The organism is Bifidobacterium rousetti (assembly GCF_008698235.1).
Classification (GTDB): Bacteria; Actinomycetota; Actinomycetes; order Actinomycetales; family Bifidobacteriaceae; genus Bifidobacterium; species Bifidobacterium rousetti.
The window spans coordinates 176902-202476 of the sequence record NZ_PEBH01000005.1 but is presented as its reverse complement, the minus strand read 5'-3'; the positions used below and the strand labels follow the sequence as shown (position 1 = coordinate 202476).

Below are 25575 nucleotides of genomic sequence, written 5' to 3'. Positions count from 1 at the left end.
TTATCTCTACTGATGAACAAACGTTGGAATTCCGCCAAAATCGCCTCATTCCGCTGATACGTGGGGGGTTCAACTCCTCCACTCGCACCAGCAGTCAAGGGCTGGAACCACAAGGTTCCAGCCCTTTTGCTTTCCCGAAAAAACTGGGTTGCGACATAAAGAAAGTAGATGGCGCCTGCCGCGGGAATCATCGCCCCGGACGCCTGCTCGATCAGGGTTCGCTCGATAGCCTGCCGGACCAACGGAGCGGCGTCCCAGTCACGCAACTGGTCGTCTAAAGCGCCACGGTCTATTACGTCGTCTCTGAGCGAAAAACGACGAAGCAGATGTTCCTCGGACTGATCAAAAGCCCGCAGAACCATGAACTCACTCCGAGTATTACATTAGTTGTCATATAATTACATTAGTTCACCTTAAAAATTACATTAGTCGGGAGGCGGCAGATGATCTATGGCACCGCTGAAATGATCGACAAGGTACGCCGCCTGCTGGCGGACGTCGAAACCGAGGTCGTGGAATACAAGTCGGCGAAGAACAACTTCGATTCCGATGATCTGGGTAAGTATTTCTCCGCGTTGAGCAACGAGGCCAATCTGCGGCATGCGGACGCGGGGTGGCTACTCTTCGGCGTGCGTAACAACCGAACCATTTGCGGCACCGGGTACCGCAAGAAACGCCATGTTCCCAGCATCGGGCTGCGGAACCTCAAACGAGAGATCACGCTCAACACCAATAACGGCATGACGTTTGAAGAGATTTACGAACTTGAGATGGACGGACATCGCGTCATTGCGTTCCAGATTCCGCCCGCAACGTTCGCCACGCCGACCACATGGCACGGCATCCCCTGGTCAAGGGAAAACGAGTCGCTGGTGCAAATGCCGCAGTTCAAGCTCGAAGCCATCTATGGCCAGTCGCGCCCCGACTGGTCACGCCAGATCGCCTACGACGCCACCACCGATGACCTCGACGAGGATGCGATACGGTTCGCATGCGACGAATATGTCAAGAAATACGCGCCCACACAGAAGGCGGCCGAGAACCTGTCCGACGAGGAGATCTTGTCGAAGATCGGCCTGCTGATACATAATCACGTCACCAATGCGGCGCTCGTGCTGCTTGGCAAGCCCGAGTCCGCCGTCTTCCTCGGCGGTGTTGGGCCACGCATCACATGGACGTTGTACTCCTCGGGCGGGGATGTCTCCTCATATGAGCACTTCGAGCCGCCATTCCTGTTGCAAGTGGACAAGGTCTTGGCCAAGATACGCAACGAGAAGTACCGATTCTTCACCGATCCCAGCACGCTGTTCCCGGAAGTGGCGCAACGTTACAGCCCCGAGATCATCCGAGAGCTGCTGCACAACGCAATTGCCCATCAGGATTATCGGCTTTCCGGGAAAATCAATGTTCTCGAATACGAGGATCATCTGGTCTTCCTCAATGAGGGTTCTTTCATCCCCGGCAGCCTCGACGCGGCACTAGCCCCCGGCTACAAGCCCCCTTACTACCGAAACGCTCTGCTGGCAAAGGCCATGAGCAAGGTCGGCATGATCGATCAAAACGCAATCGGCATCCGCAGCGTCTTCGACATCCAACGCGAGCGCCGCCTGCCGCTGCCCACTTATGATCTTTCGCAGCCCTCGCGTATATCGGTCACGATATTCGGCACCATCATCGACGAAAAGTACTCGCAGCTTTTGGCGACGTACCCTGATCTGGATCTGCAAAGCGTGGTGCTGCTCGACATGGTGCAGAAAGAACAGCCCATCACCAAGGACCAAGCTAAAGATCTGCGTTCACGGGGTCTGGTGGAAGGGCGCTATCCAAGACTCACAATCTCGTCATCCGTGGCGAAGGCCCTCGGCAAGCAGAAGGAGTACGTCCGCAGCAAAGGGCTGGATAACCAAATCTGCAAGGCGCTCATCCTTCAATTGCTCAGCTCACGACCATCCACGAGAATCGAGATCCTCGCGGCAATCGGGCACGCCTTGCCGGAAGGACTGTCCGAGCAGCAGCAGGCCAACCGAGTCAGCTACCTGCTGCAGACGCTGCGTAAACAGGGGAAAATCCACTCTGATGGAGCAACCTCGTCGGCCAAATGGCACATACGCCAGGACACCTGAATCGCAGTCAACTAATGCAATTCCACCAGAATTACATTAGTTGACAACTTTTTACATTAGTTTGAAGCGAAAATTACATTAGTTACTACTCGCACCAGCAAATAGGGGCTGGAACCGCAAGGTTCCAGCCCCTATTTGCTTTGCTCGCATCCGATCTACAGGGCCCACAACCCTACAAAACCCTACAACCGGGCCATGCCCCGAACCGCCGACTCACCCTTGGCGGGCGATGTTGACGGCGGTGCCGGAGGCGGTGACCATCAGCATCGATCCGTCGGCGCCGAGTACCTCGTAGTCGACGTCGACTCCGACGACGGCCTGCGCGCCAAGCGCCTCCGCGCGTTGCTGCATTTCGGCGATCGCCTCGTTGCGCGCGTTCGTCAGCTCCTCCTCATAGCCCTGGCTGCGCCCGCCGAACATGTTGCGGAAACTCGCGCCGATGTCCTTGAACATGTTCACGCCGGCGACGACCTCGCCGAACACGATGCCCCGATAGTTGGTGATGACGTATCCGTCGATCGACTGCGTAGTGGTGACGAGAATCATGATTGGCCTCCCTGCCATTGACTTGCTACATGCTTCGGTTCCAGTCTAGTCCGGCTCCTTCCTGATTGCTCAGGGGAGCCGGACAGCAGGCAGGGGCCTTGGCGACAGCCCGATCAGGCGGCAGCAGAGCCGTCGGTCCCGTCGACGGCGGGGATCCAGTCGGCGTAGCCCTCCTCGGCCATGCGCGAGCGCGGCACGAAGCGCAGGGATGCGCTGTTCATGCAGTAGCGCAGGCCGCCGCGGTCGGCCGGGCCGTCCTCGAAGACGTGGCCCAAGTGGATTTGCGTGTCGGCGGTGCGGATCTCGATGCGCGGGCGTCCGGGCACGCGGTCGTCCTCGTGCTCGGTGACGAGATCGGCGCGCAGCGGGCGGGAGAACGCGGGCCAGCCGCAACCGGAGTCGAACTTGTCGCGCGAGGAGAACAGCGGTTCGCCGCTGACGATGTCCACGTAGATGCCCGGCTCGAACGTGTGGTCGTACTCGTTGACGAACGGGCGTTCGGTGGCGGCGTTCTGCGTGACGGCGAACTGTTCGAGCGTCAGGTCCCAGATCCTCTCGACGTACTTCTGGCGGCGCTTCACGTTCGCGATCGCGGCGAGCGGGATGTGGCAGTAGCCGCCGGGGTTGTTGATGAGATAGTCCTGATGGTCCGCCTCGGCCGGGTAGAAGTTGCGCAGCTCTTCGATGAGCACGGCCGGACGCTGCGGCCGGCGGTCGATCAACTGCTCGATCGCGGCGATGTAGACGTGCTGCTGCTCCTCGGACGTGAAGAACATGCCGGTGCGGTACTGGCGGCCCGTGTCGTTGCCCTGGCGGTCGACGGAGAACGGGTCGATCACCTCGAGGAACAGCAGGGAGAGCGTGCGCAGGCTCACGCGCGCGGGATCGAACGTAACCTGCACGGTCTCGGCGGCGTCGGTCGCGCCCGAGCAGACCTGACGGTAGGTGGGATCGGCGACGGTCGACTGCGCGTAGCCGACGGTCGTGTCGACGACGCCGTCGACGTTCTGGAAGTAGCGTTCGAGGCCCCAGAAGCAGCCTCCGGCGAAATAGGCGATGCTGGCGTTCGCGGCGGTGTCCGCACTCACAGTGGTATCCGCGGTATCGGCGGTGTTCGCGGTTTCGGTGGTGTCACTCATGGCACCAAGCCTACTATCGGGCTCGGCCCTGCGGCGAGCGCGACGGGCATCGCGGCAGATCAGATATGACAGGGGCGAAGCGCATTACTGTGCACAGCGCTTCGCCCCTGAGATTAGCGGATTGGCGGGTTCCAGATCGCCAGCCCGGCCCTATGCGGAACGCGGATTGGCGACAGGAAACCAATTGGCGTACCTCCGTTTTGCCGGACGGCACATACAAGCCGACCGACCGGCATCCTTGACGATAGTCCTCCCAACTGGAATTGCGAAAGAAGCGACCAATCCATGGTCATCGATCATCCACTATTCAGAGCGATTCGAGTCACGGACAACGCGCGACGGACGGACACCTGACCACGCGCCTACCGCACGAGGAACACCATCACGAGGATCATCACGAAGCCGACCAGATCGGTCGGCGTGAAGACCGCGCCGAGGAACACCACCGAGGAGACGGTCGCGGCCACCGGCTCCGAAGTGCCGAGCATCGTCGCGCGCATGGCGCCGATACGCATCACGCCCGCCAGATACAGCGCGAACGAGCCGAAGGTGCCGATCACCACCGTGTACGCCATGAGCAGCAGTCCGAACGCGTCGAACGACGGCGAACCGGACCACGGATGCGCGAACGGCAGCAGTATGACGCCGGAGATCAGGAACATCACGCCGTTGACGACCATGTTGCCCCATCGGGCGATGAGCCTGACCGGCATGATGCCCATCGCGGCGGTCGCGATCGCATTGAGGATGCCCCAGACCAGGCCCATCGCCGGCAGTTTGAGCGTGGACAGGTCGCCGCCGGTGGCGATCAGAACGGTGCCGCCGAACGCGAGCGCGACACCGACGCCCTCGCGCAATCCCGGCCGGCGTCGGCCGCGGATGCACACGAAGGCGAGCACGAACAACAGGTTCAGTGCCTGCAGCACGGTGGCGGTGCCCGCGTTGGTCCAGTCGATCGAGCTCAGGTAGGCGACCTGCACCATCAGCACGCACACCAGCGACGAGGCGATGAACCACGGCCAGCCGCGGCGCTCACGCAGGGCGCCGGTGAGCAGTTTCGGCGTGCGGACCGCGGCCACGGCAAGGAAGAGGATGCCGGCGAGCAGCTCGCGTATGCATGCGAGCCACATCGGGTCGACGTGGTAGTCGCCCATCAGCGCCTTGGAGACCGTGGCGTTGCAGCCCCACATGATGCCGCCGGCCAGTACCAGCGCCGCGCCGACCAGCAGGTCCTTCGGGGTGCGTTCGAACGTGGCGGCACGCTTCTTCTCGCTCATGATCTCGCTCATAGGGACCAGCATAGTTCCGGCCATGCTTCCGGGCGGACAGGCATGGGGCATATGCTTGGAGGCATGACGGATATGAACGGCAATAGCGAGAACGGCACGCCCAAGGCTACGGCCAAGGCCGCAGCCAAGGCCCGGTGGACGGTCATCGGCACGGTGGCGGCCGCGATCGTGGTCTTTCTCGCGCTGGGATTCGCGGTGAGCTGGGGGCTGGCCGCGATCTTCGCGATCATCATGATCCCGGGGGCGATTTCGGTGGCGATCATCGCGCGTCACCCGGAGAAGACGGGCGGGCGCAGCATGCTCGGCGTCTCCGATCCGAACACGCTGCTCGACCCGCTCACCGGGGGACGCGGGCGGCGCGGCTGACCCGCCGCGGAATCACCCGGATCACCCGGATCACATCACCCAGGTCACATCGACTGGGCGGACTCGATGAGGGCGCTCTTGAGGTCGGACTCGAGCTGACGCATCTTGACCTGGGCGGCCTCGCGGTTCGCCTTGCCCTGCTTCTGGATCTGCACGGTCTCCTTCAGCGTGGCGATGAGCTCGGAGTTGATCTTCTCGAGGGTCTCGATCTCGACCACGGAGCGCTGGTTGGCCTTCTCGGCGGCGACCGCGCCCTTGTGCATCGCGGCGGCGTTGCGCTGCAGCAGCTTGTTGGTCACGTCGTCGGCCTTGCTCTGCAGCTCGAGGGCCTTCTTCTGGTTGGACAGGCCGAGGGCGATCACCATCTGCGACTTCCACACCGGGATCGTCGTGGAGATCGTCGTGTCGATCTTGTCGACGATGGTCTGGTCGGCGTTCTGGATGATCTTGATCTGCGGGGCGGTCTGCAGCGTGACCACGCCGATGCGGTCGAGGTCGTCGAGTCGCTTCTCGAAGCGGTCGAGCTTCGACTTGAAGTCCTTGAGGATCTGCGCCTGCATCGGATCGCCGCTCTGCTCGGCCTGCGCCTCGAGGGCGGGCAGCTGCTGCGCGCGGAAGTCGGTAAGCGCCTTCTTGCCGGCGAGCACGGTGATCTTGAGCTCGCGGTACTGCTGCGCGTTCTGCTCGTACATCGTGTTGTACATGGAGATGTCGGCGACGAGGCGGGCCTGCGCGGCCTCGAGCTTGGTGATGATCTCGTCGATCTGCGAATCGACCTTCTGGTAGCGGCGGCGCAGCTTGTCGATCGAGACGGCCACCTGGCCCAGGATCGGGATCTTGCGGAAGCCGCCGAGTTCGGCCTCGTCGATCGTCACGAGCATCGTGTTGAGCAGCTCGCCGGCCTCGCCGGTGTCCTTCGAACGGGTCTCGGACAGGATCTCGTCGGCGAACGAGGAGGTGGCGCGCTGGGCGTCCTTGCCGTAGCTCGACTCGATGCCCTCGCGCGTGAAGTCGATCTGGTCGGCCAGCTGGGTGACGGTCTGCTGGTCGGCGGCGGGCAGTTTCGCGATCTGCTGGTCCGGGGTGAGGTTCGCCGCGTCGGCGGTGGCCTGCGCGGCGGTGGGGACGAGATCGGCGGTCTGCGCACCCACACCCGCGCCGGCGAGGGTGGGGTTGGTGACGGCGTTGCCGCCGGCCAGATCGGCGAGTGAGATTTGCTTGGCCATGATGGGTTTCCTTTCTTCAGGCTTCTTCAGGCTCTTCTTGCGTGCGATCCTGCGTGCGATTTCGCGCGCGATGCGCGTTCAGTTCGTCGGCTGCACGCCCTGCAGCGCGGTGATGAGCGCCTGCATCGCGTTGTTGTCCGGCAGCTCCGAGACGGCCGGCACCTGATCGAGCGTGCCGTTGACCTTGAACCGTTTGATCGAGTCGGTGCCGGAGAAGTTGGCCGCGCGGAAGCCGTGCTTGGTCCACGCGAGCTTCTGGATCTCGGACGACTTGAGCACGTTCAGCAGCTTCACGCCCTTGTCGTCGAGCGCCATCAGCGTGTGCGTGCTCCAGACGGTCGGGGTCGGGTAGACGATGACGACGTCGTCCTTGATCTGCTTGAACGCGTCGGGCTGGGTGGCGGCGAGGTCGAGGATCTGCGATTCGTAACCGACCATCATCGGCTTCGATCCGACGCCGAGCGTGAGGAACTGGTTGAACGAGTCCTCACTGGAGGTCTCCATCCAGCCCGATTTCGCGAAGATCGCCTTGATCTTCTCGCCGTCGCGCGCCACCGTTTCGGTGGTGGCGGGCTGCCCGCCGTTGAGGACGGTGGCGATGAGGGCCGCGTATTCGTTGCCGGAGTTCGACTGGACCGGGTCGGTCGAGTCGATGCGGAACTGGCCGTATCCGGCCTTGTAGCCGACGTCGGCCCACGTCTTGTTCGCGATCATCGCGTCGACGGCCTTGGCCATGTCCATCGAGTAGACGCCGTCGCCGTTCTTCGTCATGAGTCCGCCGGAGACGAGCCCGTCGGCGACGGCCTTGTGCGTGTACAGGACGATCGGCGAGTTGAACACGATGTCGCTCTGCGTGGCCTTGACGCCCTTCGCCTTGCCGTATTCGACGGCGGCGCGCGAGGACGGGAACAGGTAGTCCATGCCCTTGGCGTCGGCGTCCATCATCGCAAGGCTGCCGGCCTTGCGGTAGTCAACGTTGAGGCCCTGCGCGGCGGCGGCCTTGAGGAAGTCGGGGTCGTCGAACAGGCCGATCTTCTCGCCGCCGAGGTAGCCGGTCACGTTCTCGGTCTTGACGGGCTCGGGCGGGGCGGCCGGCTTCGGGCCGACCTGCCGCCAGACGACCGCGCCGCCGAGGATCACAACGACCGCGATCAGCGCGATGAGTCCGATGAGCTTCGATTTGGACATGGTTAGTGCTTCCCCTGTTCGTTACTGGTCGCCTTCTCGTCAGTATCGTCGGACGCATCCGACGCGGCGTCGATCTGGTAGCCGTCCATTTGGGCCAGGCGCTGGATCGCGTCGGAGTCGGCGGCGATGCCAAGCGTCTTCGAGCTGACGGCCCGGCTCAGCTCGCCGGCCGCGGCGTGCTCGAGCACCTGCAGCGCCTCGATCGTCTCGCCGCGCGCCTTGACCATCTGGTCGCGCGCGCCGGACGATTCGACGTCGACGTACGAGCGCAGCAGCTTCTCGGTCTGCTCGCCGTACACGCTGATGTAGTGCCGCAGTGTCGGGTAGGCGGACGTGTCGCGCGCCACATAGTCGGTCAGCGAACGGGTCGCGGCGATGAAGTCGCCCGCCTCCTTCTTGACCATCGGGTCGCGCACCTGAGCGGCGAGCATGCCGATCGCGTTGAGACGCACGTTGGCCGCGTCGATCGCGTCGGCCGCCTTCTGGCCGTTGGGCAGGGCGGAGACGAGCATGTGGCCGATGCGACGCTCGGGCTCGGTCAGGGTCGATCCGGCGACATAGCCGAGCACGGCGAGCACCAGGGCGACGACGAGGCCGAGAACGCCGCCGCCGGACAGCCAGAAGCCGAGACCGGCGAGTCCCAGCCCGGCGATGAAACCGCAGATCACCTGAAGCATCAGTTGAATCCCTTGACGGTGCGGAACACCTCGGCGAGGTCGCCGGTGCGTCCGTCGAACACCTTCGCGTTGGACAGCTGCGCGATCTGGTTGAGCTGTGTCGGATCGGCCTCGGCGAACATGATCGAGAAGATCGGGATGTCACGGCCGAGTCCCCTGTACTGGTCGAACGCGGCCTGCTGCTGGGCGGTTTCGGACTGTCCGTCGGTCATCAGCACGATGGCGGTGGTGTAGTCGCCGGCCTGGGAGGCGTCGGGCAACTGCTTGTACGCGGCTTCGAGCCCCTGATAGATGTCAGTGCCGCCGGACGCGGCGGTCGCGTCGGCCACGCGCAGCAGCTCGCCGGTGTTCGCCCCGTCGGCGCGGACCGGGCTGTGCGGGACGCTTTCGAACGGGATGAGGATGTTGACGTCGCCGTCGCCGGGCTGGACGTGCGACTGGCTGGCCTTGGCCGGGTCGAGCGCCGCGTTGAGTCCGTTCACGGCGCCGGTCTTGCCGTCGCCGCGCATCGAGCCGGAGTAGTCGACGACCCACACGGTCCAGCTGGGCTTGCGCAACGCGGTCTGGTACACGTCGAGCGCCTTGGTGATGGTCGACGCGGCCGGCAGCGCGATCGTCTTGAGCACGCTCGCCTTGGTGTCGATGCCCCATTCGGCGCGGAACGAGTCCTTGACCTCCTTGTCGGAGGCGTTGGTGACCGCGCCGCCCAATCCGGTGCGGCGTCCGGCGCGCTCGAACTCGAGCTTCGCGTCCTTGGTGGTCAGCGCCTTGGCGAACTTCTGGTACGCCTGCTTGACGTCGGAGCTCTGCGAGCGGTCGACGTAGCCGAGTGGCGAATCGGACACCGCGATGCCATCGGACGGATAGATCGCGAGCAGCGGGTCCTTGCCGTTCTTCGTCAGCTGCTTGTCGGCCTGGATGACGAGCGATTCGTAGTTGACCATCGAATCGAAGCGGTCGGGGTTGGCGACGACCATGTCCTTGAGCCAGTCGGACGAGCCAGACGAACGGTCGACGCCGCGCAGGAGCTGCGAGACCGAGGCCTTCAGGGCCGAGTCGTTGAGGTCGGCGTCGGTCAGCGGGCCTGAGCCGCCGCGCAGGGCGGTCATGAACGCGAGGAACGCGGACGCGCCGGAGTTCGACTGCGTGGCCGAGGTCATCGAGAACTTGAGGTCGCCGGACTTCACCTTGTCGAGGATGTCGGCGGTGGAGACGGTCTTCGTCTTGCCGCTGGAGTCGGCCCAGCCGAGCTTGACGGCCTTCGACTTGGCGATGCCGAACACGATCGGCGTGGTGGACGTGCTCTGCTGGTCCTTGACGAGGTGCTTGGTGTCGCCCATCGAGATCCACATCGAGGAGGCCGGCCAGACTGCGTCATAGCCGTCCGCGCCCGAGGAGAGGACCTTCATGATGTCGAGCGAGCCCATGTATCGCATCTTGACGGAGACGTTCGATTCGTCGACCGCGCGCTGGACCGCGTCGGCGACCTCCTTGTTCTCCGAGCCGGAGGCGATCGTGATCGTCTGGTCCGGTTTGCCGGAGCCGGGCGTGAACGTCTGTTCGCTGCCGTCCTCGCTGGTGGTGGATGTGCCAGTCGGACCGTTGTAGGAGTTGGAGGTCTCGCTTCCAGTCGACTTGTTGGCGGTGGTCTTGCCGTTGTCGCTGTTCTGGGCGCACCCGGTCAGCAGCATCGCGGTGGCGGCGACCAAGGCGGCGCAGGCGGCGATTCGACGGCGAAATACGGCTTCTATACCCATACTTCCATTGTCGAACCGCGGTCTTACGCCCTTGGGACCGCCACATGACAGCAAAGTGAACTCTACATGAAAAGCAACACCCGGCTACGTAGCTTGTGTAGTTATTCCTCGGAACCGGCGATCATCGGGGCGTTGTAGAACTTCAGCACCTGCTTGAGATACGGCCCGAACACCGCGTTCGGCATCGAGAACACCTCGTGCTCGGAGTCGGCGATGTGCACGAGCCGCGCCTGACCGCCGCCGTCGACCACGCGACGGACGAACACGTTCTGCGGCTGATTGCGCACCCAGATGTCGTGCCCAGCCTGGAACAGCAGGATCGGCGTCTCGATCTCGGCGCACGCCTCCGGCCGGAGGATCGCGCTGTTCATGCGCATCGCCTGATGCACCCATTCGAACGACGCGCAGTAGGTCTGGTACTCGCGGTTCTCGCAGCGCAGCTTGTGGTACCAGCGTTCGCGCGGCTCGCTGGACAGCTGGTAGGGCCCCAGATCGAGCACGCCGTCGAAGTCCTTCTGGCCGAAGACGCGATGGCGTCCCATCCCGCACGCGCACAGCACGTCGACGAGGACGCGCGTGAGCCACATCGGCATGCCGGTCTGCGGCGCGATCATCGGGCAGGAGAGCACGGCGCGGTCGAACAGGCTCGGATACTGCTCGAGCGCGGCCGCGCCGATGCCGCCGCCCATCGAATGGCAGAACAGGTTGATCGGCTCGCCGGCCGCGTACTTCTGGCCGATCGTGCGCGCGAACCCGGCCAGATCGGCCACATAGCGATGCCAGTCGTCGATCCACACGAGCGACGGGTTGTCGACGTCGCGCGCCGACTTGCCGTGCCCGCGATGATCCATCACGCACACCGAATAGCCGGACATCAGGAAGTACCAGACGAGCTCGTCGTACTTCTCCGCGAACTCGGTGAAGCCGTGGCTGATGACGATCGCGCCGCGGAACACGGCGGTGGCGCCGTCCTCGCGCTCGTAATCGAACTTGGTGGCGTCGTAGCACAGGTAGTGCAGTCCGCCGCCGCGGGGAGTGAGCCCGGCCTCGCGCTCGGCCTGCGCGGGGTTGAACCAACCCTCCTCGCGGCAGCCGGCGAGCGCCGGACGCACCAGCTCCGTCATCGTCTGCTCGTAGTCGCTCTCGTCGATCAGATTCAGCTGCATACCGCCATCTTAACCGGCTTGTAACCGGCTAGTCGGCGAGCGCGTCCTTGAGGAAGTCGCGCTGGAGGATGAGCAGGTTCTCGGCGACGGTCTCGTCGTTGGTCATGTGGGTGATGCCGGTGAGCGGCAGGAACGTGTGCGGGCGCCCGGCGGCCATGAGCGCCTGGGAGAGGCGCAGGCTGTGGGCGATCGTCACGTTGTCGTCGGCGAACCCGTGGATGAGCATGAGCGGGCGCGTGAGCTTCGGCGCGTCCCGCACGATGCCGTTGCGCTCGTACACCTGCGGGTCGAGTCCCAGATAGCGCTCGGTGTAGTGGGTGTCGTAGAGCGTCCAGTCGGTGGGCGGGGCGCCGGCGCACGCGGCGCGGAACACGTCGGGCGCGTCGAGGACGGCGAGCGCGGAGAGGAACCCGCCGTAGGACCAGCCGATCATCACGACCTTGTCGAGGTCGGGTGCGGGGATGGCGGGCGTTTGCGTCGCATCGACGCCGTCCGCGCGCGTCGCGTTGATCGCGGCGACCGCCTCGGGCAGGGCGTTGACGGCCTCGATCTGGTCGGCGAGCGTCACGTCCTTCATGTCCTCGAAGATCTCGCGATCCCATTTCGGCCCGCGTCCGGTGGTGCCGCGTCCGTCGGCGGTGACGACGAGGAAGCCCTGATCGGCCCACCACTGCGCCTCCCAGTAGAACGACTGCGAGGCGACGACCTGCTGGAAGCCGGGGCCGCCGTACGGCTTCATGAGCACGGGCAGGCGTTCGGCGCCGGCGTACGGGCTAGACGGGCTCGGCGCGATGATCGCCGTGTACAGGCGGTGCTCGCCGAGCCGCGTGAACGTGACGTTCGGCGTGAAGCCGGGGCGCGCGGCGTGGCTGGCGATCGGCGCGGTGAGGATGGTGAGCGCGGAGTCAGTCTCGGGATCGTCCGCTTCGATGCCGTCGACCACCGTCAGGCAGTGGGACATGCGCACGTCGGGCGAGGCCATGTCGCGGCCGGTGAGGACATACCCGTCGCCGGCGCGGCTGGCGGTCCACGAGCCGGGCGTCACGGTCAGCGGGGTGATCGACCCGTCGTAGCCGAAGCTCACCACGTCGAAGCTGCGCGCGTCGTGGGCGCCGATGCGTGCGGGGTCGCCCGCGAGATCCGCGCCGTCCGCACCGTCCGACGCGACCGCAGCGACCGCGGCATCGCCCGCGAGACGCCATTCGACCGGCACGTCGGGCGCGAGTTCGGGCGTGCGCTGGACGACGGCGAGCACGTCGCCGTCGGTCACGTCGAGCACATGGCGCACCTGCCATCCGGCGGGCGTGAATGGGCGGCCGTCGACCAGCAGGCGGTTCGTGTCCTCCCGCATGTCGTTGCACGCGGTGACGAGACGGCCGTCCGGCGTGAACGCGGGCGTGCCGGAGACGAGATCGAGCCACTGGTCGTTGGCATGCTCCTCGAGCACGCGGGTCGAGCCGAGCGGATCGTCCTCGTCCACCGCGACCTCGAGCACCTGATCGCGGGTCTGGCGTCGGTTCTGCACGAGGACGAGCGGGTCGTGGCCCTTCGTCCAGCTCACGGCCGCGACGTATTCGTACGTGTCGCGGTCCCACTCGACGTCGGCGTTGCCGGTGATGCCGGCGTAACGCTCGTCCTCGTCGAAGTCGAGCGTGATGACGGTCAGATACACGTCGGCGTTATGCGTCAGCGCGCGCGGGTAGCGGCGGGACGCGGCCGGACGCTCGGGGTCGGCCGGATCGGCGATGTGCCAGACCGGCTCGTCGGCGGTGTCGAAGGACTCGAAGAGCACGTGGCGGGAGTCGGGCGACCACCAGAAGCCGTCGTAGCGGTCCATCTCCTCGCCGGCGACGAACTCGGCCAGGCCGATCTTCCATGTGTTCTCGGCCGGCTCGCCGTCCTCGTCCTCGACCGAGACGCCGTAGATCGCGGTCACGCGGTCGTCGAACGGCTCGGCGTCCTCGGCGTCCTCGGTGTCGCCGTCACCCTCGAACTCGGGCTCGTCGCCCGGCCAGTCGCCGATGTCGACGAGCATCAGGTGCTCGCCGGTGGTGTACAGCACATGCCAGCCGTCCGGGCTGATGCGCGGGTTCAGCACCGGGGTGTACAGGTCCGGGTCCTCGTCGAGCCATGCGCCGGCCAGCTCGCGCGTGCGCACCTCGAGGTCGCCGTCGTGGTCGGCGTCCTCGGGATCGCCGATCTCGGTCAGGAACAGTCGGCCGTTGATCGTGAAGACCACGCGATCGCCGTCCGAGTCGACCGAATAGCCGACGATGCCGGTGCCGCCCTCGCGGGCTCGCTCGCGACGGGCCCGCTCCTCGGCCGGAACGTCCTCGCTGTCGGCCTTGTCGCCGAGCAGCTCGCGCGGGTCGGCGAGCTTGGTCTCGTAATGGTCGCCGTCGGCGTCGAACCAGCTCAGCCACAGCGACGTGGCGAGGTCCTCGGGGCCGTCGGAACGCAGGAACAGGGCCATGGAGCCGTCGCCCAAGGCCTGTGCGGAGCGCGGGGCCCCGCTGGTGAACCGCAACGTGCGCGCCTTCGCGCGGGGGAACTTCTCGATTGCGTCGATCGCAGTGTTTTCGTCCATACACCCCACGCTACACGCGGGAGCCAACCCATCCACCGCCCTACACACCCATCCACCACTCAGACACCATCGCCCGCACATCCACCACCCAGACACCACCCATCCACCACTCAGACCCCATCGCCCGCACATCCCAGCGCAACAATTTCCCGAAAACAACCCACTCTTCCCGAATTTGTTGCACTCACTTGATGTCAGCGCAACAAATTCGGGAAATCAGGGGTGGTTTCGCGAGATTGTCGCGCTGAGAACCAGTCAGTGCAACAATCTCGCGAAACCAACAGCGAAACCAACGGTGAAGTCGGCGGCGAAACCAACAGCGAAGTCGACGGCGGTGGCGGCGGTGGCGCTTCGTCCCTAAAATGAGACGCGATTGCGGGGCGACGGGGCCGTCGGGGGTGAACGGATGGCGCTTCAATGGCGGTTTCGGGGTCATCCGGGGGTGATTTGTGGCTTTTGCAAGTATTGAGAACGAATATATGCAGCGTTCCAACCCCTGCGTACACTGGTCAAGGATAGAAAGGGATGACTATGAGCGTTCTCGACCGTTTTGAGAAAAGCGTCGAAGGCGCAGTGAACGGAGTGTTCTCGAAGTTCGGCTCCAAGGATCTGCAGCCAGTCGACCTGTCCAGCGCACTTGAGCGCGAGATCGACAACGAGGCCATGCCGGTGGGCCGCGACCGCACGGTCGCCCCGAACGAATACCGCTTCAAACTGAGCACCCCGGATTTCGACCGCATCGAGCAGTGGGGCAGCGAGACGCTCGCCGACGAGCTTGCCGACAACCTCACGAACTACGCGCGCAGCCAGCACTACGCGTTCGTGGGCCCGGTGGTCGTGATCTTCGAGGAGGACCTGGAGCTCACCAAGGGCAGCTTCAAGCTCACCTCCGCCTCGGTGCAGGGCAACGCGGTGCCGGTCACCACCGACGACCAGAGCCAGGACAGCCCGCTGCTGGAGATCAACGGCAGCCAGTATCTGCTCACCAAGGAGAAGACGATCATCGGCCGCGGCTCCGGCTGCGACATCGTCATCGACGACCCGGGCATCTCCCGCAAGCACCTCGAGATCGACATCACCCCCAACGGCGTGATCGCCCGCGACCTCGGCTCCACGAACGGCACGTACGTGGAGGGCCATCAGGTGCCCGCCGCCACGCTACTGGACGGCAACACCATCACGATCGGCCGCACCCGCATCCTGTATTGGGCGTCCTCCCAGGATCAGGAGTAGCGCCGCACGGCGTCAAGGTAAAGGTCGAACCGCATGACCGAACTGACATTCGCACTGCTCAAGTATGGATTCCTCGTCCTGCTCTGGGTATTCGTATGGCTCGCCGTGCGTTCCTTGCATCAGGACATCTCGTCCTTCAGCCCGCGCCCCTCGCGTTCGCGGCGTCGCAAGGAGCGTCACGCCTCGCGTAGGGCCAAGTCGCCCGCCGTGGCCGTCGCCGGTTCCGGAGCCCCCGTCGTCGCGCCCACGTCCGACGCGATGCGCGCCCAGTCGGCCCGTTCTACGGCCTCCGGCGCTGCGTCCGGCAGGTCCGGCGGCAGGTCCGCCTCCGGCGTCACGCCGTCGCTGCTGGTGATCATCGACGGCCCGCTGGCCGGCTCCTCCGTCCCGCTGACGGGCGATGCGATCACGATCGGCCGCGCCGCGTCGAACACCGTCGTGCTCGACGACGAGTTCGCCTCGTCGCACCACGCGCGCCTGTACCCAGATCCCCGATCCGGCCAATGGGCCATCGAGGATCTGAACTCCACGAACGGCACCGTCGTCAACGGCCAGCGGCTGGCCGTTCCCACCGTCCTTCCCGCCCGCGTCCCCGTACGTATCGGCGCCACGACATTCGAGTTGAGGTGATAATCGTATGTCCGTCTCCGCCGACCAGACACAGCCCCTCGAACAGGGCCGGGGATCAACGCCCGACGCGACGCCGACCGTCGCGCTGGGCCAGCGCGCGTCCGACGCGCCCGGCCGCGACCCCAAACAGCTGTTCCTGTACTCCGCCACCGTGTCCGACGTGGGCACCGTGCGCGCGAACAACCAGGATTCGTCGTTCGCCGGCGAGCATCTGATCGCGATCTGCGACGGCATGGGCGGTCACGCGGGCGGCGACACCGCCTCGACGATCGCGATCCGCTCGCTCGCGCACATCGAACGCGACGACGTGACCGACGACGTCGCCGAGATCGCCTCGATGATGGAGACCTCCGTCATGGCCGCGCACGACGCGATCGTCGGCAAGGCGAGGCGCGAACGCAAACTTTCCGGCATGGGCACGACCGTCACGGCCGTGGCCCTCGTGGCCGGCTACTGGGTGCTCGCCCACATCGGCGACTCCCGCGCGTACCTGCTGCGCGACGGCGTGCTCAGCCGCGCCACGCAGGATCACAGCTACGTGCAGCATCTGATCGACACCGGACGCATCACCGAGGCGGAGGCGAAGAACCATCCGCAGCGCAACGTCGTGATGCGCGTGCTGGGCGATTTCGACATCGATCCCCATCCGGACATCGCGATCCTCAAGGCCCATGCGGCCGATCGCTGGCTGCTGTGCTCCGACGGCCTGTGCGGCGTGCTCGAGGATTCGACCATCGCCGAGACGATGACCGGCGTCTCCAGCCCGGCCGACTGCGCCCAGCGGCTCGTCAGCATGGCCCTGCGCGCCGGCAGCACCGACAACGTCACTGCCGTGATCGGCGACGCCACGATGGCGCTCGACGCCCACGCCTTCGACCTGACGCATCAGACGCCGCTCGTGGGCGGCGCGGCCAGCGCGAGCCTCGAGCCGATCGCCGACATCGTCAACGAGCCGATCGCCACCGCCCCGGCGCTGCGCGACGACGACTCCCCCGCCCAACGCGCGGCAGCGTTGGCCGCCGCCGAGCACCCGCGGGACGCGCGCGATCCCCGCGGTCTCGACGATTCGCACGCCGCGCACGGCGCGCGCTCCGACCAGTCCGGCAACGGCGAGCAGACCGACAAGGACGAGGCCCCGCGCGTCGTCCAGCCGTCGCTCGTGCGCGAGGAGAACGGCGAGCGCGAGAAGAACCCGGACACCGGCGAGATCCCGGTGGTCACGAAGAGCAACGGGCGCGTCAGCACCGATCCGAACGATCCCGAGGTGGCGCAGGCCATCCGCGCCAAGCAGGTCAAGATCCACAAGACGAACCGCGCGCGCAAGCGTCGCAAGCGCGTGGCGATCATCGTGACCGTGCTGCTGGTGCTGGCCGCGATCGCGGGCGGGCTGTTCGGCGCGTACCGCTACAGCCAGTCGAAGTACTATGTCGGCACGGCCGACGGGTATGTCGCGATCTATCAGGGCGTGCCCACGAGCATCGCGAACCTGACGCTGTCGCACGAGGTCAAGCGCACCGCGATCAAGGTGAGCGCGCTGCCGGCGAGCTGGCATAAGGAGCTCGAGCAGGGCATCGTGCGCGACAACTACGCGGAGGCGGAATCGCACGTCGCGCTGATCCGCAGCGAACTCGCCTCGCTGGAGCAGGCGCAGGCGCAGAAGGACGCGGCCAAGGCCGAAAGCGATGCCACGGCGGGCGATTCCGGCACGAGCGACGGCACGTCGACCGATCCCAACGCCTCGTCCGACCAGCAGACGACACCGCAGACGACGCAGACGACACCGCAGACGCAGGAAGGCGGGGCTCAGCAATGATCGCCCTACGCCTGCGCCAGATCGCACTGCTGCTCGCCTCGTTCCTGCTGTGCGGTATGGCGTTCTATCAGATGTTCACCCGCACCGAGGGCGCGATGCCCCAGAGTTTCGTCACGTTGCTGACCATCTGCGGCGTGCTCTCGCTCATCTTCTGGGCGCTGGTCAACCATTTCCAGCAGTACGCGAGCCAGGTGCTCCAGCCGTGCGTGGTGATGCTCACCGGCATCGGCGCGGTGATGATCGCCCGCATCGACCATGAGAAGGGCACGGCCGTCGCGCAGCGCCAGCTCGAGTTCGTGTGCATCGCGATCGTGCTGTGCTCGCTGCTCGTCGTGTTCCTGCGTGATTACCGCCTGTTGCGGCGATTCTCGTATGTGAGCATGGTGATCGGCCTCGTGCTGTTGCTCTCCCCGATGCTGCCGGTGCTCGGCCAGGAGATCAACGGCGCGCGCATCTGGATCAAGATCCCCGGCATCGGCCAGATCCAGCCGGGCGAGTTCGCCAAGCTGTTCCTCGCGTTCTTCTTCGCGGCCTATCTGTTCGATCACCGCGATCAGCTGGCGGTCGGAGGCAAGAAGGTGCTCGGCCTGCAGCTGCCGCGCATCAAGGATCTCGGCCCGATCATCATCGTGTGGTTTGCCTCGATGGGCGTGCTGGTGCTCCAGCACGATCTCGGCACCTCGCTGATGTTCTTCGCGATGTTCGTCGGCATGCTCTACGTGTCCACCGGACGCCTGAGCTGGCTGGTGATCGGCTTCATCGGCTTCGCGGTCGGCGCGGTCGCGGCGGCCAGCATCTTCGGCCACGTCGGCGCGCGTGTCGAGGTGTGGCTGCACCCGTTCGACCCGCAGCTCTACGACCGCGTGGGCGGCTCCTACCAGATCGTCAACGGCCTGTTCGGACTGGCCGCCGGCGGCCTGCTCGGCACCGGCCTCGGCCAGGGCATGCCAAACCTCACGCCGTTCGGCAACTCCGACTTCATCTACGCCTCGATCGGCGAGGAGCTCGGACTCGTCGGCTGCATGGCCGTGCTCATGCTGTACATGATCATCATCGCCTCCGGGTTCGTCACCGCGATGAAGGTCAAGGACGGCTTCGGCAAGCTGCTGTCCTCGGGACTCGTGTTCACGATGGCGTTCCAGGTGTTCACTGTGGTCGGCGGCATCACGCTGGTCATCCCGCTGACGGGTCTGACGATGCCGTACATGGCGGCCGGCGGCTCGTCGCTGATCGCGAACTACCTGCTCGCGACGCTGCTCATCATCATCTCGAACGCGGCCAACAAGCCCGCGCCCGAGGTGTCCACCGACACGTTCCAGTACGAGGCGCTGGCCGTGCTGCGCGACCACGAGGTCAAGGAGCGCGAGGCGGAGGTCGCCAAGGCCGAGAAGGAGAAGGCCAAGGCCGCCGAGGCCGCCGCGCGGGCGGACGGCATGGAGACCGAGGCGGTCGTGGTGGGCGGCACGCCGAACGATACTGACGAGGCGGACGCCGGATGGGGAGGCGCGCGATGAACTTCATGAACAAGATGCTGCGTCAGCTGTTCACCGCCGTCATCGTCCTGTTCACCGTGCTCGGTCTGTCGACGACGATCATCACCGCGATCCGCTCCACCGCGCTCAACGCGGACACGCGCAACTCGCGCTCCCTCTACCACGAGTTCGGCGCGCCGCGCGGCGCGATCCTCGCCGCGGACGGCACCGTGCTCGCGCAGTCGACCGCCACGAACGACGCGTTCAAATACCAGCGCGGATACACGAACGGCGCCCTGTACGCGCCGGTCACCGGATTCTTCTCGATCAGCCAGCGCGCGGACCGCGGCATCGAGGCGTCGCGCAACTCACTGCTGTCCGGACAGTCGGACACGCTCTTCTGGCAGCGCATCAAGTCGACGCTCACCGGCAGCGAGAACAAGGGCGCCAACATCGAGACGTCGATCGACACGAAGCTCCAGCAGGCTGCGTACAACGCGCTCGGCGGGCAGACCGGCGCCGTCATCGCGATGGAGCCGAAGACCGGACGCATCCTCGCGATGGTGTCCACGCCGAGCTACGACCCGAACCTGCTCGCCTCGCACGACGGCAAGACGATCACCGAGAACTACAAGAACCTGACGAGCGACCCGGCCAACCCGATGCTCAACAACGCGACCAGCCAGCTGTTCCCACCGGGATCCACGTTCAAGACGATCGTCGCGGCCGCCGCGCTCGAATCGGGCAAATACGACACGGACACGTCGATCCCGGCCGGCGCGAGCTACACACTGCCCGGCACCGTGACCGCGCTGACCAACTCGAGCGCCGCGGGCGCCGGATCGAACGGTTCGATGACCCTTCAGGACGCGCTCACCTACTCGTCGAACACCGCGTTCGCGCAGCTGGGCGTCGCCCTGGGGCAGGACACGATCGCCGACATGGCCTCGAAGCTCGGCTTCGGCAGCTCGATCCTCATCGACGGCTCCGACGTGACCGGCTCGCCGATGAAGGCCGTCGCCTCGAACTACCCGACCTCGATGACCGCCGACAAGCTCGCGCTGGCCTCGATCGGCCAGGGTGACGTCACCGAGACGGTCATGCAGAACGCGCTGGTCGCCTCCGCGATCGCGAACGACGGCAAGCTGATGCGCCCGACCCTCGTCGACCGCGTGCGCGCCAGCGACCTGTCGGTCTTCTCCGAGACGAAGGCGAGCGAGATGAGCGAGCCGTTCAGCGCGGACACCGCCAACAAACTCACGCAGATGATGGAGTCGGTCGTCACCAAGGACGCGCCCACGCTCGCCGTGTCCGGCGTGACGATCGCCGCGAAGACCGGCACCGCGCAGATCGGCGCGACCGGCGCCACGAACGACGGCTGGGTGATGGGCTTCGCCCCGGCCGACGACCCGCAGATCGCGGTCGCCGTCGTTGTGCACAACACCACCGGGTATGGTTATCAGTCGGCCGGCCCCATCTTCCGAACCGTCATCCAGGAGGCGCTCAAGCAATGAAACTGATCGAAGGACAGCTCATCCATCGCCGTTACCGCCTCGACTCGCGGATCGCCAAGGGCGGCATGGGCGAGGTGTGGAAGGGCTGGGACATCCAGCTCAATCGCCCCGTGGCCATCAAGGCGCTGCGCTCGGACCTGTCGAACGCGGAGGCCAAGCTGCGCCGTCTGCGCGCGGAGGCGCACAATTCCGCCAATCTCGCGCACCCGAACATCGCGGCGCTGTTCGAATACTACGAGCACGACGGCATCGGGTTCCTCATCATGGAGTACGTGCCGTCGAAGTCGCTCGCCGACATCTTCCACGAGCAGGGCGCGATGGACCCGCTCACGCTGCTGCCGATCCTCATCCAGACCGCGCGCGGCCTGTTCGTCGCCCACTCGCACGGGGTGATCCATCGCGACGTCAAGCCCGCCAACATCATGGTGTCCGACACCGGCGAGGTGAAGATCACCGATTTCGGCGTCTCCTACTCCACCAACCAGGAGCAGATCACGCAGGACGGCATGGTCGTGGGCACCGCGCAGTACATCTCCCCCGAGCAGGCGCAGGGCCAGCAGGCGACCCCGCAGTCGGACATCTACTCGCTGGGCGTCGTCGCGTACGAGGGCCTGTGCGGGCATCGCCCGTTCACCGGCGCCACGCCCGTCGACATCGCGGCCGCGCATGTGAACGATCCCGTGCCGCCGCTGCCGGAGACCGTCGACGTGCAGCTGCGCGAGTTCATCATGTCGATGCTGGCGAAGGACCCGCTCGACCGGCCGAAGGACGCGCTGGTCGTCTCCCGCACGCTGGCGCGCATCGAACGCCGTCTGCTCGACCAGCAGACCGAACTGAACGATTCCACGCGCATCGTGGCCCGATCCGGCGGGCGTCTGCCGCGCAGGGTGATGAGCACGCCGCACATCCCGCTGGCGAACCCGCGCGTGACCGTCACGACGCGCGGTGGGGACGGGGATGCCGGCGAATCGGTGCCGCGCGGCATCGCGGACATCATCGCGAACGGCGTGACGAACGGCCAGAGCCAATCGATGTTTGGAAGGAGCAGCAATGAGTAACATGCCCTCTTCGCTCTCGGACGGCCGCTACCAGCTCGGTCAGCTCGTCGGCCGCGGCGGCATGGCCGAAGTGCATGTGGCGGTCGACACGCGCCTCGGGCGCACCGTCGCGATCAAGATCATGCGCTCCGACCTCGCCAACGACGAGATCTTCCTCAAGCGATTCCGCCGCGAGGCGCACTCCGTCGCGCAGATGAACAACCCGAACATCGTCAACATCTACGATTCCGGCGAGGAGATCGTCACCGGCGAGAACGGCCAGCCCGAACGTCTGCCGTACCTCGTGATGGAGTACGTCAAGGGCCAGACCCTGCGCGACATCATCCGCGCCAACGGCCCGCTCTCGCAGCGCGACGCCGAACAGGTGATGCTCGGCGTGCTGAACGCCCTCGAGTACTCGCACCGGATGGGCATCATCCACCGCGACATCAAGCCCGGCAACATCATGATCTCCGACCAGGGCATGGTCAAGGTCATGGACTTCGGCATCGCCCGCGCGCTCGACGATTCGGCCGCCACGATGACCCAGTCGCAGGGCGTCGTCGGCACCGCGCAGTACCTCTCCCCCGAGCAGGCGCGCGGTGAGACCGTCGACATGCGATCCGACCTGTACTCGGCCGGCTGCGTGCTCTACGAGATGCTCACCGGCCGCCCGCCGTTCACCGGCGACTCCGCCGTGGCGATCGCCTACCAGCACGTCTCCGAGGTCGCGACCCCGCCGTCCGCGGTCGTGCCGGGCCTGCCGAAGATGTGGGATTCGATCTGCGCCAAGGCGATGGCCAAGGACCGTCAGAACCGCTACGCGACGGCCGCCGAATTCAAGAACGACATCCTGACCTTCATGAACGGCGGCGTGCCGGTCGCTGCCGCGTTCAACCCGCTCACCGACCTCGCGAACATGAAGGCCCGCAAGCAGGCCGAGCAGGACGCGGCCACCGTGCCGCTCAACCCCGACGCGAACGGCTCGTCCACGCAGGCGTTCAACCCGGTGACCGGCCAGTTCGAGCAGATTCGCCCGGCCGCGGCCACCACGATGGCCCGCACGCGCGCCGCCCAGCGCGCCGAGGCCGCCAAGGCGCGCAAGCGCAAGCGGGCCGTCATCGGCACGCTGATCGGCCTCGCCGTGGCGCTGCTGATCGGCCTCGGCGCGTGGTTCCTGATCTCGGGCAACGAGGCGGCCACCGATCAGATGGCCACCGTGCCGACGATCACCTCCGCGATGACCAAGGACGCGGCCAAGGCGAGGATCGAGGCGGCCGGCTTCAAGTTCGAGGCCGTCGACGACAGCGATTCCACCGAACCCGAGGGCACGTTCACCAAGCAGGATCCGAAGGGCGGCGCGAAGGCGGCCCGGGGTTCGACCGTGCGCGTCTGGTTCTCCACCGGACCGCAGAGCACGAGGGTCCCCGACGTGACCGGCCTGTCGCAGTCCGAGGCGCGTAGCGAGCTCGAATCGGCCGGTTTCAAGGTCGGCGCTAGCGTGCAGACCGAGGACAGCGCCACGGTCGCACGCGACAAGGTCACGCGCACCAACCCCGCGGCCGGCAAGTCCGAGCCGAAGGGCACCGTCGTGCTCCTGTACGTCTCCTCCGGCATGGCCAAGGTGCCCGACGGGCTGGTCGGCCAGTCGAAGGACGCCGCGGTCGAGGCGTTGAAGAACGCGGGCTTCACCGGCGTGACGATCACCGAGGAGTATAGCGATTCGGTGGCCGCGGGCAATGTGATCGCCGTGAACCCGTCGTCCGGCATGTCCGTGACGCAGGGCACGTCCGTGAGCCTCATCGTGTCGAAGGGCTCGACGCCGGTAACCGTGCCGAGTGTCATCGGCGAGACCTACGAGAGGGCCAAGGCGCAGCTTGAGGCGCTGGGACTGACCGTCAGCCAGTCCGGTTCCGACGGCACCTCCGACCGTGTGATCATGCAGAGCACGGCCAGCGGCTCCACCGCGCAGAAGGGCGACACGATCACCCTGACGACCGTCGCCTCCTCGACCGGCGGCTCGGGCTCCGGCGGCTCGGGCACGGGCACGGGCGGCTCGGGCAGCGAAGGCGGCTCCGGTTCCGGCGGTAACGGCGGTGGCACCACCGGCGGCTCGGGCTCGGGCGGCTCCGGCGGCACCACCGGTGGCGAAGGCGGCACGGGCACAGGCGGCACCGGCGGCACCGGCACCAGCACCAAGAAGTAAGCCCACTTCGTCATATGGTCGACTGAAAATCTCTCGCCGTAAGGCTCCCCTTGTCAGGACGTTGCCGTGAAGCAAACAGCGGAGCTGTTTGTAGGCAACGTGCGAGCCGACAGGCGAGCCAGCAAAACGCGCGCGCAGCGCGTCCGTAATTGCAGGACGAGCTGGCCCGCAAAGCGGGTCTGAGGGGTAGTCGGCGAGAGACACCCATCACTACTGCACCTACATGTCTCGCTGGCACCTCCCCAGCGAGACATTTTCGTTATTACCCCGCATCCACCTCCCACTAGCACCATACTCAGCGAGACACATCCGTCACCACCCAGCACGCGTCTCTCACTGACCCCACCCCCGCGAGACATTCCCGTCACCGACCGACCGGTGTCTCTCACCGATCGCCGCCCAGCGAGAGACACCGGTCACCGCATCACGCATACCTCTTGCAAGACCTGCCCAGCAAACGCAGAGCGTGAGGTGTTGCCCCCACGGTTGACACGGACCATCAAACTCGCGCACCCGTCAAACCAAGAAGGCCTCGGTTCCTCGCACAGATCGTGCAAGGAACCGAGGCCTAATGGGGATCCAGAGCTACTGGTTACTTGGCGGTGAAGGCGATGCCCTCATCGCGCCACTTGTGCATCACGAGCACACCGCGCTCGTTCGCCGAAGTGGTCAGCAGGTGATCGCCGTTGCCCGGATTGTACAGGCGACGCACCTCGGTCTTCGAGCCTTCCGGCACGTAGAACGCGATGCCCTCATAGCGCCACTTGCCCTTGAGCAGCACGTCACGCTCCTTCTCGGAAGTCGTGAACAGGTGCTTGCCGCCCGGGTTGTACAGGCGGTAGACCGGCTTGGAGCTCCAGTCAGCCATCGTGAACGCAATGCCCTCGTCGTTCCACTGCTTCGACTTGAGCAGCACGTTGTACTCCGTGGTGCCGGCGGTGTAGAAGTGCTCGCCACTACGCGGGTTGTACAGGCGATGCACCGGCAGGTCGGACACCACTACCGTCACATCGAACGACGTGGTCAGCGTCGGATCATCGTTCAGCGTGATGGTCACCTTGGCCGTACCCGGCTTGGAGGTGTCCAGCTTGGCGGTGTAGTCGTCCTGTTCCAGCGTCTGCACGCTGCCGTTGGACTGCTGGTGCTTGACCACCATGCCCGCGGGATCGAACTTCTCGCCGATCTTGTACTCCTTCTTGTCCGGCTTCGTGTCCACGTAGATGCGGTTCGAGTACGACGGAGTCGACGGCTGCGACGGAGTGGGGTTCGACGGCTTCTGCTGCAGAGCGTTCTGAGTCTTCTGCAGCGCCTCGGTAGCCTTCTTGACCTCGTCGGCGGTCGCGTTCTGGTTGGCGGCGACCTTCTTGGCCTCGGTCAGAGCTCCGGAGAATGTCTTCCACGATTCGGAGGTGTAATCCTGCTCGTTGAGCTTCTCCGCATCCGCGATGGCCTTGTTCAGATCAGACTTGTCGGTCGAAGGCGTCGTCGGCTGCTTCTGCAGGCCATCCTGAGCCTGCTTCAGAGCGGCGGTAGCCTTCTTGACCTCGTCGGCGGTCGCGTTCTGGTTGGCGGCGACCTTCTTGGCCTCGGTCAGAGCTCCGGAGAA

General features: G+C 65.7%; 19 protein-coding genes and 1 pseudogene (1 of these 20 only partly in view). 9 read left to right on the top strand and 11 right to left on the bottom strand.

The window, feature by feature from the left end; all coding sequences use genetic code 11:
• Nucleotides 1-362 (bottom strand): hypothetical protein (locus CSQ85_RS13395; RefSeq protein ID WP_223846891.1); only part of this gene is annotated, 362 nt, incomplete at its 3' end.
• 81 nt (nt 363-443) lie between these two features.
• Here CSQ85_RS13395 and CSQ85_RS07180 point away from each other — a divergent pair.
• The gene (locus tag CSQ85_RS07180) at nt 444-2123 is read left to right on the top strand and encodes an RNA-binding domain-containing protein (protein WP_150383476.1); all 1680 of its coding nucleotides are present in this window, start codon (nt 444-446) and stop codon (nt 2121-2123) included.
• A gap of 213 nt (nt 2124-2336) precedes the next feature.
• Here the strand turns inward: CSQ85_RS07180 and CSQ85_RS07175 are convergent, their stop codons facing one another.
• The 3 genes from CSQ85_RS07175 to CSQ85_RS07165 all read right to left on the bottom strand — a co-directional run bounded on the left by CSQ85_RS07175 (nt 2337) and on the right by CSQ85_RS07165 (nt 5085).
• A complete protein-coding gene (locus CSQ85_RS07175; protein ID WP_150383475.1) occupies nt 2337-2669 on the bottom strand; it encodes a putative heavy metal-binding protein in 333 nt (110 codons plus the stop codon).
• Between the two features lie 113 nt (nt 2670-2782).
• On the bottom strand, nt 2783-3808 hold the full coding sequence (msrB, locus tag CSQ85_RS07170) for a peptide-methionine (R)-S-oxide reductase MsrB (protein WP_150383474.1): 1026 nt from the start codon (nt 3806-3808) through the stop codon (nt 2783-2785).
• A gap of 362 nt (nt 3809-4170) precedes the next feature.
• A complete protein-coding gene (locus tag CSQ85_RS07165; RefSeq protein ID WP_150383498.1) occupies nt 4171-5085 on the bottom strand; it encodes a DMT family transporter in 915 nt (304 codons plus the stop codon).
• Nucleotides 5086-5160: 75 nt separating this feature from the next.
• Here CSQ85_RS07165 and CSQ85_RS07160 point away from each other — a divergent pair, with 75 nt between their 5' ends.
• Nucleotides 5161-5463, top strand: coding sequence for a hypothetical protein (locus CSQ85_RS07160; protein ID WP_223846889.1), 303 nt, complete (start codon nt 5161-5163; stop codon nt 5461-5463).
• Between the two features lie 44 nt (nt 5464-5507).
• Here CSQ85_RS07160 and CSQ85_RS07155 read toward each other — a convergent pair whose 3' ends face one another.
• The 6 genes from CSQ85_RS07155 to CSQ85_RS07130 form a co-directional block, all read right to left on the bottom strand.
• Nucleotides 5508-6689, bottom strand: coding sequence for a toxic anion resistance protein (locus tag CSQ85_RS07155; RefSeq protein ID WP_150383473.1), 1182 nt, complete (start codon nt 6687-6689; stop codon nt 5508-5510).
• A gap of 78 nt (nt 6690-6767) precedes the next feature.
• Nucleotides 6768-7877, bottom strand: coding sequence for a substrate-binding domain-containing protein (locus CSQ85_RS07150; RefSeq protein ID WP_150383472.1), 1110 nt, complete (start codon nt 7875-7877; stop codon nt 6768-6770).
• 2 nt (nt 7878-7879) lie between these two features.
• Nucleotides 7880-8554 carry a hypothetical protein gene (locus tag CSQ85_RS07145; protein ID WP_223846888.1) on the bottom strand — a complete coding sequence of 225 codons (675 nt, stop codon included), beginning with the start codon at nt 8552-8554 and terminating at the stop codon, nt 7880-7882.
• A complete protein-coding gene (locus CSQ85_RS07140) occupies nt 8554-10311 on the bottom strand; it encodes a vWA domain-containing protein (protein WP_107042393.1) in 1758 nt (585 codons plus the stop codon). The genes CSQ85_RS07145 and CSQ85_RS07140 overlap by 1 nt, the downstream gene beginning before the upstream one ends.
• Nucleotides 10312-10412: 101 nt before the next feature.
• Complete coding sequence (locus CSQ85_RS07135) at nt 10413-11477, bottom strand: alpha/beta fold hydrolase (protein ID WP_150383471.1); 1065 nt, start codon at nt 11475-11477, stop codon at nt 10413-10415.
• Nucleotides 11478-11505: 28 nt separating this feature from the next.
• On the bottom strand, nt 11506-14064 hold the full coding sequence (locus CSQ85_RS07130; RefSeq protein ID WP_150383470.1) for a prolyl oligopeptidase family serine peptidase: 2559 nt from the start codon (nt 14062-14064) through the stop codon (nt 11506-11508).
• Nucleotides 14065-14595: 531 nt separating this feature from the next.
• On the opposite strand from CSQ85_RS07130, the gene CSQ85_RS07125 reads away from it, so the two are divergent.
• The 7 genes and pseudogenes from CSQ85_RS07125 to pknB form a co-directional block, all read left to right on the top strand.
• Nucleotides 14596-15297, top strand: coding sequence for an FhaA domain-containing protein (locus CSQ85_RS07125; protein WP_107042396.1), 702 nt, complete (start codon nt 14596-14598; stop codon nt 15295-15297).
• 33 nt (nt 15298-15330) lie between these two features.
• Nucleotides 15331-15927 (top strand): FHA domain-containing protein FhaB/FipA, encoded by a 597-nt coding sequence (locus tag CSQ85_RS07120; protein WP_150383469.1) that lies wholly within the window; start codon nt 15331-15333, stop codon nt 15925-15927.
• A 7-nt stretch (nt 15928-15934) separates the two neighbouring features.
• Nucleotides 15935-17740, top strand: coding sequence for a PP2C family protein-serine/threonine phosphatase (locus tag CSQ85_RS07115; protein ID WP_150383468.1), 1806 nt, complete (start codon nt 15935-15937; stop codon nt 17738-17740).
• On the top strand, nt 17737-19254 hold the full coding sequence (locus CSQ85_RS07110) for an FtsW/RodA/SpoVE family cell cycle protein (RefSeq protein ID WP_150383467.1): 1518 nt from the start codon (nt 17737-17739) through the stop codon (nt 19252-19254). Before CSQ85_RS07115 ends, CSQ85_RS07110 begins: the two co-directional genes overlap by 4 nt.
• 5 nt (nt 19255-19259) lie before the next feature.
• Complete coding sequence (locus tag CSQ85_RS07105) at nt 19260-20726, top strand: peptidoglycan D,D-transpeptidase FtsI family protein (protein ID WP_150383496.1); 1467 nt, start codon at nt 19260-19262, stop codon at nt 20724-20726.
• Complete coding sequence (locus CSQ85_RS07100) at nt 20723-21784, top strand: serine/threonine-protein kinase (RefSeq protein ID WP_107042400.1); 1062 nt, start codon at nt 20723-20725, stop codon at nt 21782-21784. The genes CSQ85_RS07105 and CSQ85_RS07100 overlap by 4 nt, the downstream gene beginning before the upstream one ends.
• Nucleotides 21777-23822, top strand: a pseudogene (pknB, locus tag CSQ85_RS07095) (Stk1 family PASTA domain-containing Ser/Thr kinase); the annotation flags it as partial. The gene CSQ85_RS07100 and the pseudogene pknB, both read left to right, overlap by 8 nt.
• A gap of 739 nt (nt 23823-24561) precedes the next feature.
• On the opposite strand, the gene CSQ85_RS07090 reads toward pknB, so the two are convergent.
• Nucleotides 24562-25575, bottom strand: the 3' end of a protein-coding gene (locus CSQ85_RS07090; RefSeq protein ID WP_449495015.1) for an Ig-like domain-containing protein. 1785 nt of this gene lie beyond the right edge of the window; the window shows 1014 of its 2799 coding nt (coding positions 1786-2799); its start codon lies off the right edge, out of view — the gene reads right to left on this strand; the stop codon is at nt 24562-24564.

What these genes read in the sequence shown, in the direction of transcription:
- CSQ85_RS07180 (WP_150383476.1), top strand. Translation starts at nt 444, where the DNA reads ATGATCTATGGCACCGCTGAAATGATCGACAAGGTACGCCGCCTGCTG.
- CSQ85_RS07175 (WP_150383475.1), bottom strand. Translation starts at nt 2,669, where the DNA reads ATGATTCTCGTCACCACTACGCAGTCGATCGACGGATACGTCATCACC.
- msrB (WP_150383474.1), bottom strand. Translation starts at nt 3,808, where the DNA reads ATGAGTGACACCACCGAAACCGCGAACACCGCCGATACCGCGGATACC.
- CSQ85_RS07165 (WP_150383498.1), bottom strand. Translation starts at nt 5,085, where the DNA reads ATGAGCGAGAAGAAGCGTGCCGCCACGTTCGAACGCACCCCGAAGGAC.
- CSQ85_RS07160 (WP_223846889.1), top strand. Translation starts at nt 5,161, where the DNA reads ATGACGGATATGAACGGCAATAGCGAGAACGGCACGCCCAAGGCTACG.
- CSQ85_RS07155 (WP_150383473.1), bottom strand. Translation starts at nt 6,689, where the DNA reads ATGGCCAAGCAAATCTCACTCGCCGATCTGGCCGGCGGCAACGCCGTC.
- CSQ85_RS07150 (WP_150383472.1), bottom strand. Translation starts at nt 7,877, where the DNA reads ATGTCCAAATCGAAGCTCATCGGACTCATCGCGCTGATCGCGGTCGTT.
- CSQ85_RS07145 (WP_223846888.1), bottom strand. Translation starts at nt 8,554, where the DNA reads ATGCTTCAGGTGATCTGCGGTTTCATCGCCGGGCTGGGACTCGCCGGT.
- CSQ85_RS07140 (WP_107042393.1), bottom strand. Translation starts at nt 10,311, where the DNA reads ATGGGTATAGAAGCCGTATTTCGCCGTCGAATCGCCGCCTGCGCCGCC.
- CSQ85_RS07135 (WP_150383471.1), bottom strand. Translation starts at nt 11,477, where the DNA reads ATGCAGCTGAATCTGATCGACGAGAGCGACTACGAGCAGACGATGACG.
- CSQ85_RS07130 (WP_150383470.1), bottom strand. Translation starts at nt 14,064, where the DNA reads ATGGACGAAAACACTGCGATCGACGCAATCGAGAAGTTCCCCCGCGCG.
- CSQ85_RS07125 (WP_107042396.1), top strand. Translation starts at nt 14,596, where the DNA reads ATGAGCGTTCTCGACCGTTTTGAGAAAAGCGTCGAAGGCGCAGTGAAC.
- CSQ85_RS07120 (WP_150383469.1), top strand. Translation starts at nt 15,331, where the DNA reads ATGACCGAACTGACATTCGCACTGCTCAAGTATGGATTCCTCGTCCTG.
- CSQ85_RS07115 (WP_150383468.1), top strand. Translation starts at nt 15,935, where the DNA reads ATGTCCGTCTCCGCCGACCAGACACAGCCCCTCGAACAGGGCCGGGGA.
- CSQ85_RS07110 (WP_150383467.1), top strand. Translation starts at nt 17,737, where the DNA reads ATGATCGCCCTACGCCTGCGCCAGATCGCACTGCTGCTCGCCTCGTTC.
- CSQ85_RS07105 (WP_150383496.1), top strand. Translation starts at nt 19,260, where the DNA reads ATGAACAAGATGCTGCGTCAGCTGTTCACCGCCGTCATCGTCCTGTTC.
- CSQ85_RS07100 (WP_107042400.1), top strand. Translation starts at nt 20,723, where the DNA reads ATGAAACTGATCGAAGGACAGCTCATCCATCGCCGTTACCGCCTCGAC.